This is a genomic window from Cellulomonas sp. C5510, assembly GCF_019797765.1.
Lineage (GTDB): Bacteria > Actinomycetota > Actinomycetes > Actinomycetales > Cellulomonadaceae > Cellulomonas.
In genome coordinates this window covers 2,035,186-2,050,234 of sequence record NZ_CP081862.1, presented here as the reverse complement: position 1 = coordinate 2,050,234, position 15,049 = coordinate 2,035,186, and the positions used below count along the sequence as shown (strand labels likewise).

Sequence of the window (15,049 nt, the reverse complement as noted above, 5' to 3'; positions counted from 1 at the left end):
TGGTTCGTGCGGGAGCGGTCACCGCGGTCGCGAGGGCGGGAGCCGTCCGGCGTCCGCCCCCGGGGACCGGGGATGGCGCCGACGGGCTTCCTCCGCCGGTGCTGTGGGGCGGACCTGCCGGCCCGCCGTGCTCGACGCTAGGTCAGCGGGTGAGGTCCCGCCACACGGCGGCGTCGCCGCAGGTCACGGCTCCGGGATCCGCAGGGACGCCCCGACACGGTGGTCGCGTGAGCCCGCCTGCTCGACGACGGCGAGCACCACGACCGCCGAGACGACGGCCGCGGCCGTGAGGCCCGCGGCGCCGAGCAGCCAGCCCAGGGTCGCCCGCACGGCCCCGCCGCCGACGACGACCGAGGCCGCCAGCAGGCCGCCGCCCGCGCCGAGCACGACCGCGGTCGCGGCGGCCGGCAGCAGCTCGGCCACCGCCACGGCCCGCGCCTCGCGGTCGCCGAGCCCGAGCGTCCGGAGGGTGTCCAGCGCCCGCCGGCGCGCCGGCCCTCCCGCCGCAGCCGCCTGCAGCGCTGCCAGGACGCTCAGCGCGAGCAGCAGCGCCGCAGCGACCACCGCGACGCCCAGCCGGGCCCGGAGCAGGACGCCGGAGCCCAGGTCCGCCAGCACGTCGGCCCGCACCGCGACGTCCGACCCCGGGGGCGGCGGGGCGTCGCGCACCGCGTCCGCGGCGCCGGGGCCCGTGAGCCAGGCGGCGTCCGGGGACCCCGCGTCCGGGGATCCCGCGTCCCGGACGGCGTCCTGCCCGGCGTCTGCCAGCGCGGCGGGGTCGACGACCACGGTGGGCCGGCCCGCCCCGCCCGCCCCGCCGGCGGACGGGACCGGTACGCCGAGGCCCTCGAGCGTCCGGTCGGCGCCCCAGAGGCCGGCCACGGTGACCGTCCCGACGACGGTGCCGCCACCCGGCCCGGCTCCTCCTGCCCGCGCAGCCACGGCGAGCCGCTCCAGGTCCGCGGGCGGGGCGACGAGCACCCGGACGCGCTGCGGGCCCTGCTCCGTCGCGGCCTGCACGTCGTCCTCGACCCGCGCCGCGACCACCGCCGTGACGCCGGGGGACGCCGCCCAGACGGCGGCCGCCTCCGCGAGGTCCGACCCCGGCGCGGCGCGGACGGCGACGTCACCGCCGACGGTGGTCCACGACGCGACCACGGCGTCCCGCCGGGCGCCGGCTCCCACGGCGCACGCGACGACGACGAGAGCGGCGCACAGCGTCAGGCAGACCACCGCCGCCGGCGCGGCGCCCGCCTCCCGGGCACGGGCCAGCCCGAGGACGGGGACGGCTCCGCGCGACCGCGCGGCCAGCGGTCCCGCCGCGCGCAGGACCAGGGGGACGAGCCGCGCGACGACCACGGCCACCACGCCCGCGACGAGCGTGGCTGCGGACGCCGCGAGCAGGTCCGTCCCACCGTCGCGGCGGGCGGCCACGGCGAGCACCGCGGCGACCAGCAGGGCCCCCTCCGCCGCCAGGCGGCGCCCGCGCCGTCCCGCAGCCGGACCGCGCGCCGACGTGCCGCCGCTGCCCGCCGGCCCGGACGGCCGTGCCCGGCGGCGGAGCGGTCGACCGTCCACCGCACCGGTGGCGTCGCGCGGCGGGTCGCCCGCTGCCCGCGCGACCAGCAGCCCGGCCACCGGGCTCGCCAGGACCGCCACCGCCGCCGGCACCAGGGCCGCGGTGCCGAGGGGCCCCGGGACGACGACCGCGGCGAGAGCCACGCCGGCCGCGGCGCCCGCGGCCGCGACCAGCACCGCTTCCGCACCGAGCTCGACGAGCGTCGCCGGCAGGGCCGACCCCCGTGCCCGCCGGAGCACCAGGTCGGGCTCCCGTCGCCGCGCGAGCACGCGTGCCGCGAGGACCAGCAGCGCGGACGTCCCCGCGCCCGCGGCGACGCCCAGGGCGAGGGACTGCGCCCGGGCCGCGTCGACGTCCGCCCGCACCCGCCGCAGGACGTCGTCGAGGCCCGTGAACAGGCTGCTGCTGGACGCCGCCTGCCCGAGCGCGGCCGGCGCAGCCTGCACCGCCGGGAGCTCGGCGAGCAGCCGGTCCGCACGCTCCGCCGACAGCGCGCCCGCGGTCACCGGGATCCGCACGACGCGCTGCACGTCGCGCGGGCCGACCGCCTCCAGGCCGTCCCGCAGCGACGTGTCCGGCAGGAGGGCGGCGACCTGGGTGGTGGTGGCGGGCCCCTGCCGGGTCACGCGCGGCCGGAGCACCTCCGGGGCGTCGACCCACCGCGACGACGCGTCGGTGCGGGACGTGCGGAACACCCCGGTCACCCGCAGCCTCAGGTCCGCACCGTCCGCGCCGCTCAGCACCAGCACCGACCCGGGGACCGCGCCCAGCGCCGCCGCCGTCTCCTGCGACAGGGCCACCTCGGGGTCGGCACCCGGTGCGTGCTGCGGTGACCGGCCCGAGACCCACGCGATCTCCGCCCCCGCCTGCCAGGCGAGACGGACCGACGTCTCCCCGGTCGCGGGCGCCGGGGCGTCGCCGGTCCGCTCCCCCGCCACCTCCCGGAGCCGCAGCGCCCGGGACACCTCGGTGGTCAGCGGCTCGCCGAGCACGGGACCGAACGTCGTCAGCGCGGCGGCGCGCACCGCCGCGGCGACCTTCCCGGCGGTCCCGGCGGGCTCGCGGTCCAGGCCGCCGTCGGATCCCTCGTACCCGACCGGACCGCTGAGGACGAGGTCCGCGTCCCGTCCGGCGTCCTCGACCGCGGTGCGCACCGCCTGGTCCTCGACCAGGGCCACCGCCCGCGGCGCGGCTGCGGCCAGCGCGGTGCCGACCGCGACCAGCAGCGCGAGCAGCACCAGCGGCCCGGCCTGGGCGCGCGACCGCCGCGGGAGGGTGTGCAGGTCCGTGCCCGTCGCCCGAGGCCGGCCGGGGGTCCGGGACCACGTCCCCCCGACGCCCCGGCGCGCGCGGTGGCGGCCCGTCACGCCGCGTCCCCGACCCGGAGGTGGGAGGCCGCGGCCCGCCGGACGAGCGCGCGGACCACAGGCAGCGTCACGGCCGTCGACCCGACGACGAGGGCGGCGAGGACCGCGCCCTGCACCGGCCACGGCCACACCACGAGCGCCGGCGGCACGGGCGCACCGCCGGACGCCGTGACGGTCAGGGCGGGCGCGAGCAGCCACGCCGTCGCCGCCCCGACCGCCGTCCCGACCGCCACGCCCAGCACGTCGAGGACGGCGTGCTGGGCGACGTGCGTGGCGGCGACCGCTCGCGGCGACGCGCCGAGGGCGAGCAGCCGGGCGACCTCGGGCCCCCGGTCGTCGGCGGACCCCGCGGCGTGCAGCACCGCCCCCACGAGGGCGAGCAGCAGAGCCGCACCCACGAGGAGGGCGAGCGCGGCGCCCACGGCGGCCTGCTGCGGCCCGTCGCGGAGCGTCGCGGCGACCTCGGCGCGGACCGTCACGTCGGCGCCCCTGTCCCGCAGGGCCGCGGCCGCGTCCGGCCCGGCGCCGTCGACCCACCAGACGTCCACCAACGTGGCCGTCTCCGCCTGCGCGAGGGCCGCCCGGGAGAGCGCGTCGAGGTCCGCCAGCACGGCGGGGCCCTCCGGCGCGCCCGGCAGGTACGGGGCCACGCCGACGACCCGGGCGGGCACCGGCGTCCGGCCGACCAGCACCTCCAGCAGGTCGCCGGCCCGCAGCGACGCGGTCGTCGCCAGGTCCTGGCTCACCAGCACCGGCAGCGGCCCTGGCCGCGGGAAGCCGCTCAGCACCAGGTCCGCGGGACCGGCGGACGCCGCGACGAGGTCGAGGGTCGCCCCGGCCCGCAGACCCTCCCGGTCGACCGTCGCGGACGACGCCGGCAGCGCGAGCGCCGAGGCCGTCGTCGGGGCCGCCCCCCAGGCGGCCGCGGCTCCGGCCCCGCCGCTCGCCGTCGGCGCGTCCCACCCCACGAGCACCTGGACCTGCGACGGCGCGGCGCCCGACTCCGGGAGCGGCGCGCCGGCGCGCAGGTGCAGCAGCACGGCGGCCAGGGCGCCGTCCCCCTCGGGCCCGGACGTCGGCGTCCCGGTGCGCCCCGGTGCCGCCGCCGGGACCAGCTCGTGGACGCCGCCGTCGAGCGGCACCTCCTCGGTGACGACCGCGGTGCGCACACCCCGCGCGTCCTGCAGCACCAGCGTCGCGACGGCGGTGACCGGCACCGCACCGGACGCCGTGCCCTCCAGCCGGAGCCCCCGCTCGCCCGCCGCCCCGAGCGCCAGGGTGGACGCGGGGCCGCCCGGCGGGAGGTCGGCCGTCAGGTCGGGCCAGCGGGCCCCGTCCGGCAACCGGCCGCGCAGCGGGGCGTCGTGTGCCACGGCCAGCAACCGGGTCGGCGCCTCCCCCGACCCGGCCCCGACGAGCGTCCCCAGCGCGGTCACGCGGTCCACGGCCGGCAGCCCGGCCACCCCGGCGGCGGTGCGCAGGGCCTCCTCCTGCTCCGCCGGCGTCCCGGTGAGGCCGGACGCGACCAGCTCCGCGGGGACCCGGACCTCGGCCTGCTCCCCCTGCGAGCGCGCCGTCGTCGCCCACCACGCCGCCCCGAAGGTGCTGCCCGCGGCCGCCAGCACCACCAGCAGCACCGCCGCGGCGGGCCGCGGGCGGCGCGCCACGTCCAGCGCGGCCAGCGGCAGCACGAACCGGCGCGACCGGCGGGCGGACCGCTCCGCGCCCCCGGCCACGAACGGCACCGCGCGCAGCGCGAGCACCGAGAGCGCGACGAGGCACAGGACCGGCGCGAGCGTGCGGAGCACGTCCGACGTCCCGCCGCGCAGCCGCAGCACGACCACGGCGGCCAGCGCGACCAGCAGCAGGTCGGCTCCCGTGCGCGCGACGCGGCGCACGCCCTCGACCCGGTGCGACGCCGCCGTGCGCGCGGCCGGGGCGCACAGCGCGAGCAGGAGCACGAGCGCCCCCGCCGCCGCGGTGCCGAGCAGGACGCCGGGCGGCGCCCCGACGGGCGGCAGCACCGGCACGACGGCCGCGGCGACGGCGTACATGGCGAGCGAGGCCGGGACGGCGAGCGCGGCCGCGACCCCGACCACGACGCCCGCCTCGGCCACCGCGGCCCGCAGCAGCCACGACAGGCCCGCGCCGCGGTCCTGCAGCAGCGCCCGCTCACCCGCCCGTCGCGCGGCGAGCAGCCGGCCGGCGAGCAGCAGCGCGGCGACCGCGAGCACCCCGCACAGCAGCCCGGCGACGGCTGCCGCGGCCCCGGTGACACCGTGCTGCGCGACGGCCGCGCGCAGCACCGCCGGCAGGGTCGTGCGGACCACGACGCGCTCAGCCGCGTCGCCGAGCCCGTCCGCCAGCTCGGTGCGTACGCCCGCGACGCGGCCCGCGACCCGGCTCAGCGTGGCGGCGTCGGCACGCGCGGCGCCCGGCTGCACCGCCACGCTGACCGGTCCGGGGCCCGCCGCCTCGAGGACCCCGCCGGCCGCGTCCGGGGCGACGACCAGCGGACCGTAGGCGGGCGACGCGCGGCGCCCCTGCGTCCCGGGGCGCCCGTGGTCGGGGTCGGCGCCCGCGCCCGCGATCAGGTCGCGGGTCCACGGCGTCGCCTCCCCGCCGGCACCCCGCGCCGCGTAGACGCCCGAGACCCGGACGACGAGGTCGGCGTCCGGCGCGGAGTCGGCGGACGGACCGAGGCGGAACACGTCGCCGACGGCCAGGCCGAGCGCCTCCGCCGCCGCGCGCGGGACGGCGACCGCCACCGGGGCCTGCGCGCCGCCGTCCGCGACGGCCCCGTCCTCACCCCCCGGCCACACGCCCCCGACCAGGCGGGCGACGTCCTGGACCCCGGGAGCGTCCGCGAGGTACGCGAACGCCGGCCCGTCGGTGGCCGGCACCCCCTCGAGGGCCAGCAGCGGCGTCTCCGACCACACCGAGGAGTCCGCCGGCAGCGGGTCGAGCGCGCCCTCGAGCAGCGCCGCCGTGCGGCCGGCCACCGCGTCGGCGTCCGCGCCGGGCGCCGGGTCCACCCGTGCCTGCACCGCGGTGGCGCCGGGCGGCGCGCCGGCGACGGCGGCCTCGAGGGCGCCCGACCGCCCGGGCCCGAGCAGCAGCGCGCACGTGCCGAGCACGGTCAGCGCGACGAGGGCCGTCGCCGTCACCGCGAGCAGCAGGCCGGCCTGCGCCCGGGCACGGCGCAGCAGCAGGGCGACCGTCATGCCGGGGCCAGGCGGCCGTCGACCAGCCGCACCGCCCGGTCCGCCAGGCCGATCATCACCGGGTCGTGCGTGGAGACCAGCGCCGCCATGCCCTCGGCCTCCACGACCGCACGGATCAGGGCCATCACCGCCAGGCCGGTCTCGCTGTCGAGCTGCCCGGTCGGCTCGTCGGCGACGAGCAGCCGCGGCGACCCGGCGAGCGCCCGGGCGAGCGCGACCCGCTGCTGCTGGCCGCCCGACAGCTCGTCGGGGCGCAGGGCGGCGTGCCCCTCGAGCCCGACGAGGCGCAGCAGCAGCTCCACCCGGCGCTCGCGGTCCGCCACGGGCAGCGCCCGCAGGCGCAGCGGCACCGCGACGTTCTCCGCGGCGCTGAGCACCGGCACCAGTCCGAAGGTCTGGAACACGAACGCCACCACGTCCCGCCGCAGCCGCACCTGGCCCGCGCGGTCCAGCGCGGACAGGTCCGTGCCGTCCACGTGGACGGATCCGGCGTCCGGCCGGTCGAGGCCCCCGACGAGGTTCAGCAGCGTCGTCTTGCCGGACCCCGACCGGCCGACCAGCGCCACGAGCTCCCCGGGCGCCACGTCCAGGTCGACGCCGCGCAGGGCGTGGACCGCCGCGTGCCCCGTGCCGTACGTGCGCCGGACGCCGCGCACGCGCACGAGCGGTGCCGTCATGCGCGACCCTGCCGGGGGCGGTCGGGGCGCACGGAGACGTGGTCGTCCTCGAGCGCCAGCCGGACCCGGCGGGTCAGGTCCAGCGCCTCCCGGTACTCCCGGGGCACCTGCACGCGGCCGGCCCGGTCCATCACGGCGTACTCCTCGGCGACGTCCCCCTGCTCGGCGTCGCGACGGCGGAGCACCTCGCTGCTGGTCCGGCCGTCGCGGATGGCCACCGTGCGCTCGACCTGCCCGCTGACGCCGGGGTCGTGCGTGACCACGACGACCGCCGCCCCGGCGTCGGACCGGGCGGCGCGCAGCACCTCCAGCACCTCCTGGCCGGTCGCCGTGTCGAGCTCGCCCGTCGGCTCGTCGGCGAGCAGCAGCCGCGGGCCGTTCGCCAGCGCGACCGCGATCGCGACCCGCTGCTGCTCGCCGCCCGACAGCTCGGCCGGACGCCGGTCGGCCGCGGACCGCAGCCCGACGAGGCCGAGCAGCTCGTCCGCGCGCCCGCGCGCCACCGGCCGGCGACGGCCGGCCAACGTGAGCGGCAGCATGACGTTCTGCCGCGCCGTCAGGTACGGGACGAGGTTCCGCGACGTCTGCTGCCGGACGGACCCGACCACGGAGCGCCGGTACGCGACGCGGTCCGCCCGCGACAGCGCTCCCAGGTCCCACCGCCCGACGCGCACCCGGCCGGCGGTGGGCACGTCGGCGGCCGACAGGATGCGCAGCAGCGTCGACTTGCCGGAGCCCGAGGCGCCCACGACGGCGACCATCTCCCCCGCGTGGACCAGCAGGTCCAGGCCCTGCAGCGCCTGCACCTCGACGCCACCGGTGCGGAACACGCGCACCACCGCGTCGCAGACGACCAGCGCGTCGCGCCCGAACTCCGTGGGCGCGCTCAGGCGTGCACCGAGCTCCTCCACGACGCTGCGCTGCACGGGTGCCCTCCTCGGACGCGACCCTGGATGCTAGCGCCGCGCGTGCCCCGTCGCGCAGGTGCCGTCACCCGGTCGGACCGGGCCGGGACTCGTGCCCCGGGCGGCCGTGCGTGCGGTTGCGCTCCTTGAGCTGCGACTCGTGGACGTGGCGGCGGCCCGCGAGGAGCTCGTCCCGGACCCGGCGCTCGGCGTCGGCGAACGCCCGGTGGTAGCCGTCGTCGAAGTCCTCCACCACCTGGAACGTCCAGCGCCCCGCCAGCACGTTGCGGCCGACGACCTCGGCGCGCACCTCCTCGGCGAGGCCGAGGTGCCCCGCCGCCTCGAGACGGTCCAGCGCCTCGGCCAGCTCCGCGTCCGCGCGCCCGATCAGCCGGTGGAAGGCGTAGAGCATCCCGCGGGCGTGCTCCACGACCTCGAACGCCGCCGTCACTCCCCCGACCGCCTCGACCACCGCCTCGGGGACGCCGTCGGGCGGCAGGTGGGCGGCGTCGGGGCGGTCGGGGGCGGGGGCGTCGTTCTCTGCCATGCGCCCATCGTCGGCCGGGACCCCGCACCGCGCGATCGGGGCCGCCCGGGCCCGAGGATCGCCCCGGCTGTCGTGGTCGGGCCCGGCCGCGTACCGTCGGGTGGGTCAGGTCCCCCGGGGTCGGGCACCGTGCCCCGGGGACACCGTGCCAGGGCAGGAGCGCGGACGCATGACAGACCCGACCGTCGTCGAGCACGCCCTCGCCGTGGGGACGCCCGTCCGCTGCGGCGCCTACCGGCTGGACCTCACCACCGGGGCGTGGTGGTGGTCCGACCAGGTCTACGCGATCCACGGGTTCGAGCCGCACGAGGTCGTCCCGACCAGCGAGCTGCTGCTCGCGCACAAGCACCCGGACGACCGGGACCGCGTGGCGTGCGCGCTCGACCCCGGGGCCGGTCCCGACGAGCCGTTCTCGTGCGTCCACCGCATCTGCGACGCCTCGGGGCGCGAGCGCCTGGTCGGCGTCGTCGGCGAGGCCCAGCACGGCGCGGACGGGTCCGCCGTCGCCGTCGGCGGCTACGTCACCGAGCTGACGGCCGTGGTCGACGACCACGCCCAGGCCACCGCGTCCGCGTCGATCGCCGCAGCCGCGCAGAGCAGGGCCGTCATCGACCAGGCGTGCGGAGCCGTGGCGCTCGCCGCGCGCACGGACCCGCGGACGGCGTTCGACCGGCTGCGCGTGGCGTCGAACGACGCGAACGTCCCCGTGCGGACCCTCGCCACCGCGATCGTCACGTCCCTGCCCGAGCTGGGCGGCGACCTCGGACGCCTCGCGCGGTTCCTCGACTCCCTGCTCGCCCCGGCCACCGCGCCGCCTGACGGACCGGCGGCCCCGCGGGCGGGTCGGGCGACCTCGGGGGACGATGGGGCCCCGCCACCGACGAGGAGCTCCATGCGCCAGCACGACGCGCCACCGCGGGCCGGGCACGCCGACGGGGCGCCGGGCCCGGCCGCTCCGGCCACCGCACGGCGCGCGACCGCGCTGCTCCGGGCGTGCCACCCCGCACCGGCGGCGGCCGTCACGCTCTTCGCCGGCGCCTTCGCCGCCGGGGCCGCCGGAGCGGCGCCGGGGCGGGCGGTGCTCGTGGCGGCCGCTGTGCTCGCGGGCCAGCTCTCCGTCGGGTGGTCGAACGACTGGATCGACGCGGCGCGCGACCGCGCGGTCGGACGCGTGGACAAGCCGGTGGTGTCCGGCGACATCTCGCCCGCCGGGCTGCGTGCCGCGGCGGTGGGCGCCGCCGCCGCGTGCGTCGTGCTGTCCGCGGCACTCGGGGCCGTGCCGGGCGCGCTGCACGTCGGCCTCGTCGCCGTGGCCTGGTCGTACAACGCCGGTCTGAAGTCGACCGCCTGGTCCTGGGTGCCGTACGCCGTCGCGTTCGGTGCCCTGCCGTCGGTCGCGACGCTCGCCGTGCCGGATCCCGCGCCGGCGCCCTGGTGGGTGACCGCGGGCGCCGCGATGCTCGGCGTCGGCGCGCACCTGGCCAACGTGCTGCCCGATCTCGAGGACGACGCGGCGACCGGCGTGCACGGGCTGCCGCACCGGCTGGGGCGCCGCCGGACCGCGGCCGGCGCCGCCGCGGTGCTGCTCGCCGCCGCAGCCGTCGTCGTGCTCGCCGCCCCGGGTCGGCCGGGGGGAGGCGGCCTCCTGGCGCTCGCCGGCGCCGCCGCCCTCGCCACGTCCGCCGCGACGGTCGCGCTGCGCCGCCCGGCCAGCCGGTGGCCCTTCCGCGCGGCGATGCTGACCGCCGGTGTCGTCGTGGTGCTCCTGGTCGCGACGGGCTGACCGGCCGCCCGCGCACCGGGCGCGGGGCTCCCGGCCGGTCGTCGCACCGACGCCGCTCCCCGCCCGGCCTCCCGGTCGCGGGGCCCCGTGCCCCGAGGGAGGATCGCGCCATGTCCCGGATCCTCGCCGTCAGCCCGGCCCTCCCGCCGCACGCGTACCGCCAGGCCGAGATCACCGCGGAGATCGGCGGCCTGCTCACCCGGGACCCCGGGCGCCGGGCGCTGCTCGACCGGTTCCAGGGCTCCTCCGGGGTGGACACCCGCCACCTCGTCCTGCCGCTGGAGAAGTACGCCGGGCTCAGCTCGTTCGGCGAGGCCAACGACCTGTTCCTGCGTGAGGGGGCCGAGCTGGCCACCGGGGCCGTGCTCGACGCGCTGCGGGACGCGGGCCTGCGCCCCTCGGACGTCGACCACCTGCTGTTCACGACGGTCACCGGCGTCTCCGCGCCCTCGCTCGACGCCTTGCTGGTCGAGCGGCTCGGCCTGCGGCCGGACGTGCGGCGGTCTCCCTCGTTCGGGCTCGGGTGCGCGGGTGGGGCCGCGGGGCTGGCGCTCGCCCACGACCGGCTCACGGCGCACCCCGGTGACGTGGCCGTGCTGCTGTCCGTGGAGCTCTGCTCGCTCACGTTCCAGCAGGACGACGACTCGACGGCGAACCTCGTCGCGACCGGGCTGTTCGGGGACGGTGCGGCCGCCGCGGTCCTCGTGGGCGAGGAGCGCGCGGCGCACGCCGGCCGTGACGGCCCCCGGGTGGTCGGGTCACGCAGCGTCCTGTACCCGGGCACCTCCGGCGACCTCGGCTGGCGCGTCGGCGAGCAGGGCCTGCGCATCGTGCTGTCCGGCGGCATGGCCGACACCGTCGCCTCGCACGTCGCCGCCGACGTCGACGCCCTGCTCGCGCCTCTCGGGGCGACGGTCGCGGACGTCGACCGCTGGGTCGTCCACCCGGGTGGTCCCCGCATCCTCGACGCCGTCCAGGAGGCCCTCCGGCTGCCGCCCCAGGCGCTCGCCGTCAGCCGCGCGACGATGGCCCGCACCGGCAACCTGTCGTCGGCCGCGGTGCTGCACGTCCTGGCCGCGACTCCTCCGCCCGACGACGGTGGCCTCGGCGTCGTCCTGGCATTCGGGCCGGGCGTCGGGGCGGAGCTCGTCGCGCTGCGCTGGGGAGCGGCCGCATGAGCTCCCTGGTGTGGTTCGACGTGCTCGTCGCGCTCACCGCGCTCGAGCGGCTCGCCGAGCTGGTCGTCTCGACGCGCAACGCCCGCTGGTCCGTCGCCCGCGGAGGCGTCGAGTCGGGCCTCGGCCACTTCCCGGCGATGGTGGCGCTGCACACCGGGCTGCTCCTCGCGTGCGTGCTCGAGGCGCACCTCGCCGAGCGCCCGTTCGTGCCGTGGCTCGGCTGGCCGGCGCTCGCGCTGGTCGTCGCCAGCCAGGCGCTCCGGTGGTGGTGCATCGCGACCCTCGGGCCGCGATGGAACACGCGCGTCATCGTCGTCCCGGGGCTGCCGCTCGTCGCCGGCGGGCCGTACCGCTGGCTGCGCCACCCCAACTACGTCGCCGTGGTCGTCGAGGGCGTCGCCCTCCCGCTCGTCCACACCGCGTGGGTGACGGCCCTCGCGTTCACGGTCCTGAACGCCGTCCTGCTGCTGGGGTACCGGATCCCCGCCGAGGAGCGGGCGCTCCGGCTGGCGGGCGAGCGCGCGTGACCCCCGACGCCGACGTCCTCGTCGTCGGCGGCGGGCCCGTCGGGCTCGCCGCCGCGGTCGAGGCGCGGCTGGCGGGCCTGACCGCGCTCGTCGTCGAGCCGCGCCGGCCGCCCGTCGACAAGGCGTGCGGGGAGGGTCTGATGCCGCAGGCGGTGAGCGCGCTCGACCGGCTGGGTGTGCAGCCGCCGGGTCGCCCGCTCGCGGGCATCGCGTACGTGCGAGGCGCGCAGCGCGCCGAGCACCGGTTCGCGGGCGAGCCGGGCCGTGGAGTGCGCAGGACGGTGCTGCACGAGGCGCTCGACCGTCGTGCGGCCGGGCTCGGCGTCGCGCGGCACGCCGCGAAGGTCGTGGCCGTGGAGCAGGACCCCGGCTCTGTCACGGCGCGGTGCTCCGACGGGCGCGCGCTGCGCGGGCGCTGGTTGCTCGGCTGCGACGGCCTGCACTCCGCGGTGCGCCGGCTCACGGGGCTCGAGGCCGCGCCCGCACGGCGCCGCGTGCGGCGGTACGGCGTCCGGCGGCACTACCGCGTGGCGCCCTGGACCGACCTCGTCGAGGTGCACTGGGGCCGGAGGACCGAGGCGTACGTGACCCCCGTCGGGCCGGGGCTCGTCGGCGTCGCCCTCCTCGGTCCGGCGCCGATCGACGTCGACGAGGAGCTGGCCGCGATGCCCCGGCTCGCCGCGCACCTCCGAGGAGCCCCGGTGGAGGCCGCCGACCGCGGCGCCGGGCCGCTCCGGCAGGCCACCCGGGCCCGTGCGTCCGACCGGGTCCTGCTGGTGGGCGACGCGTCGGGGTACGTCGACGCCCTCACCGGCGAGGGTCTCCGTCTCGGGTTCGCGCAGGCCCGGGCTGCTGTCGCGCACCTCGACGACCCCGCCGGCTACGAGCGGGCGTGGTCCGCCGCGACCCGGGACTACCGGCTGCTGACCTCCGCGCTCGTGGCCGCGGCGACGTCGCCGCTGCGCGGAGCCATCGTCCCGGCTGCCGTCCGGCTGCCGCCGGTGTTCGGCGCGGCCGTCGAGCGCCTCGCGCGCTGAGCTCCGACCGGCGGACGTGTGCGCGAGCGGCTTCCCGGCGGACGGGGGCCCCGCCGCCCGGCGTCGTGGTGGGGCCGGACGAGAGCGGTCAGCGCCGCGCCGTCGCGCGCATGCGCCACAGCAGCCACAGGAAGTACGGCGTGCCGACGACGGCCGTCACGAGGCCCGCCGGGAGCTGCGCGGGAGCGATCGCCGTCCGGCCCACCGTGTCCGCGACGCACACCAGCGTGGCGCCGAGGACGACCGTCATGGGCACCAGCCACCGGTGTCTGCGGCCGATCACCATCCGCGCCGCGTGCGGGGCCACCAGGCCCACGAACGCCACCGGCCCCATGGCCGCGGTGGCTGCGGCCGTCAGGAGGACGGCCACCGCGACGTGCAGACGGCGGGACCGGGGCAGGTCCACGCCCAGCACCCGAGGGGTGACCTCGTCGACCTGCACGAGGTCCAGGTCGCGGTGCGTGCGGGCCACGACGAGCCCGGCGGCGGCGAGCGCCACGACGAGCGGCACGATCTGCGGCACGCCCGCGCCGAAGGTCGAGCCTCCGAGCCACGTGATCGCGCGGTTCTGGTTCCAGGGGTCCGTGCGGACCAGCAGCAGCGTCGTGACCGCGCTGGCTGCCGCCCCGGTGCCGAGGCCGACCAGGACGAGTCGCCCCGACGCCATCCCGCTGCCCGCGGTCGCGCCGAACACCAGCAGGCCGGCCAGCACCGCGCCGAGCACCGCTCCCGCGAACACCGCCGCGAAGGCGGGTCCGGGCACGGCCACGATGACGGCCACGGCACCGAGCCCGGCGGCGTGAGCGATGCCGAGCACGCCGGGGTCGGCGAGCGGGTTGCGGGTCACGGCCTGGACCAGCAGCCCCGCCAGTGCCAGGCAGGCGCCGGCGAGCAGCGCCACGGCGACCCGGGGCACCCGCGAGTCCAGCACGATGTCGAGCCGTACCGACGCCCGGCCGGCGAGCCAGTTCTGCACGTCGCCGAGCAGCACCGTGGAGTCCCCCAGCAGCACGCCCGCCACCACGGCCACGACCGCCAGCAGCACGGCGGCGCCGAGCAGGAGCGCCGGGGCACGCCTCGCCAGCGCGCTGCCCGAGCGCAGGGTGACGAGCGTGTCCGGCTCGAGCGCGGCCCGCGCGCGCCGGGCGAGCAGCACGAGCGCGACCGCGCCGATGAGGCTCGTCACGACGCCGGTCGGCACCGTCACACCGCTGACCGGGCCGAACACCTGCCGCAGCGCCACGTCCGCGGTCAGCACCAGGGCGGTGCCCGCGACCGCGGCGGCCGGGACCAGCACCCGGTGGCGGGTCAGCGGGCGGACCCACGTAGCGAGCAGGCGCACGAGCAGCGGCGCGCACAGGCCCACGAACCCGATGGGTCCGGTCACGGCCACCGCGCAGGTGGCGAGCAGCACCGCGAGCACGACGCCGACCAGCCGCGTGCGCGCGACGTCGACCCCGAGCGACCGTGCCGCGTCGTCCCCGAGCTGCAGCAGGTCCAGGCGCCGGCCCAGGACCAGCAGGCCGATGAGGGCCACGGCCGCGACGGGCGCGATGCTGCGCACCGTGCCCATGCCGTTCTGACCGAGCGAACCCGCGCCCCAGGCGAACAGCCCCTGCGTCTCCCACGGGAACAGCACCAGCAGGGCCTGCGTCACCGACGCGAGCCCCAGCGTGATCGCCGACCCCGCCAGCACCAGGCGGACCGGGGAGGCCGCGGGGCCGCCGGAGAGCCCGATCACGACCCCCGCCGCAGCGAGGCCGCCCGCGAACGCGACCGCGACGCCCGGCAGGGCGCCCAGCGAGGCGCCGGCCACCGCCGCGACCGTCACCGCGAGGTGGGCGCCGGCGTTCACCGCGAGCGTGTCCGGCGCGGCGAGCGGGTTGCGTGCGATGCCCTGCAAGGCCGCGCCGGAGGCCCCGAGCGCGCACCCGACCAGCACACCCGCCGCGAGCCGGGGCAGGCGCGACGCCGTGACCACCGCCGCCGCCTGGTCCAGGTCGCCCTGGCCCGTCAACGCGCGCCACAGCTCGCCCACGGTGACGTCGGCCGTCCCCTGGGTCAGGTGCCACGCCGCGGCCACGACGAGCCAGGCGACGAGCAGACCGAGAGCGACGCCGGTGCGGACCGGCTGGCGCGGCGCGGCACCGCCGCCCCCGCCCCGCAGCGGGGAGGGGACGGCGCCGCGCCGTGTGCCGGCGTGAGGTGGTGAGGTGGTCACGGCG

Annotated in this window: 10 protein-coding genes; 4 read left to right on the top strand and 6 right to left on the bottom strand. The window is 79.7% G+C overall.

Features of this window, described 5'->3' with window-relative positions:
* Window positions 1-183 precede the first annotated feature (183 nt).
* The 5 genes from K5O09_RS09505 to K5O09_RS09485 all read right to left on the bottom strand — a co-directional run bounded on the left by K5O09_RS09505 (window position 184) and on the right by K5O09_RS09485 (window position 8,299).
* Entirely contained in the window at window positions 184-2,946 is a 2,763-nt protein-coding gene (locus K5O09_RS09505; protein ID WP_222169341.1) for a hypothetical protein, read from the bottom strand.
* Complete coding sequence (locus K5O09_RS09500; protein ID WP_222169340.1) at window positions 2,943-6,170, bottom strand: FtsX-like permease family protein; 3,228 nt, start codon at window positions 6,168-6,170, stop codon at window positions 2,943-2,945. Before K5O09_RS09500 ends, K5O09_RS09505 begins: the two co-directional genes overlap by 4 nt.
* Window positions 6,167-6,847: an ABC transporter ATP-binding protein gene (locus tag K5O09_RS09495; RefSeq protein ID WP_222169339.1), complete on the bottom strand. Its 681-nt coding sequence runs from the start codon at window positions 6,845-6,847 to the stop codon at window positions 6,167-6,169. Before K5O09_RS09495 ends, K5O09_RS09500 begins: the two co-directional genes overlap by 4 nt.
* A complete protein-coding gene (locus tag K5O09_RS09490; protein ID WP_255595193.1) occupies window positions 6,844-7,773 on the bottom strand; it encodes an ABC transporter ATP-binding protein in 930 nt (309 codons plus the stop codon). Before K5O09_RS09490 ends, K5O09_RS09495 begins: the two co-directional genes overlap by 4 nt.
* Window positions 7,774-7,837: 64 nt before the next feature.
* Window positions 7,838-8,299: a hypothetical protein gene (locus tag K5O09_RS09485; RefSeq protein ID WP_222169338.1), complete on the bottom strand. Its 462-nt coding sequence runs from the start codon at window positions 8,297-8,299 to the stop codon at window positions 7,838-7,840.
* Window positions 8,300-8,468: 169 nt separating this feature from the next.
* Here K5O09_RS09485 and K5O09_RS19550 point away from each other — a divergent pair, with 169 nt between their 5' ends.
* The 4 genes from K5O09_RS19550 to K5O09_RS09465 all read left to right on the top strand — a co-directional run bounded on the left by K5O09_RS19550 (window position 8,469) and on the right by K5O09_RS09465 (window position 12,824).
* Window positions 8,469-10,082, top strand: a complete 1,614-nt coding sequence (locus K5O09_RS19550; protein ID WP_222169337.1) for a UbiA family prenyltransferase — start codon at window positions 8,469-8,471, stop codon at window positions 10,080-10,082.
* A 110-nt stretch (window positions 10,083-10,192) separates the two neighbouring features.
* Entirely contained in the window at window positions 10,193-11,260 is a 1,068-nt protein-coding gene (locus K5O09_RS09475; RefSeq protein ID WP_222169336.1) for a type III polyketide synthase, read from the top strand.
* Window positions 11,257-11,787, top strand: coding sequence for an isoprenylcysteine carboxyl methyltransferase family protein (locus K5O09_RS09470; protein WP_222169335.1), 531 nt, complete (start codon window positions 11,257-11,259; stop codon window positions 11,785-11,787). Before K5O09_RS09475 ends, K5O09_RS09470 begins: the two co-directional genes overlap by 4 nt.
* Complete coding sequence (locus tag K5O09_RS09465) at window positions 11,784-12,824, top strand: NAD(P)/FAD-dependent oxidoreductase (RefSeq protein ID WP_222169334.1); 1,041 nt, start codon at window positions 11,784-11,786, stop codon at window positions 12,822-12,824. Before K5O09_RS09470 ends, K5O09_RS09465 begins: the two co-directional genes overlap by 4 nt.
* Before the next feature lie 88 nt (window positions 12,825-12,912).
* On the opposite strand, the gene K5O09_RS09460 is transcribed toward K5O09_RS09465, so the two are convergent.
* Entirely contained in the window at window positions 12,913-15,045 is a 2,133-nt protein-coding gene (locus tag K5O09_RS09460) for an iron ABC transporter permease (RefSeq protein ID WP_222169333.1), read from the bottom strand.
* Window positions 15,046-15,049: the final 4 nt, after the last annotated feature.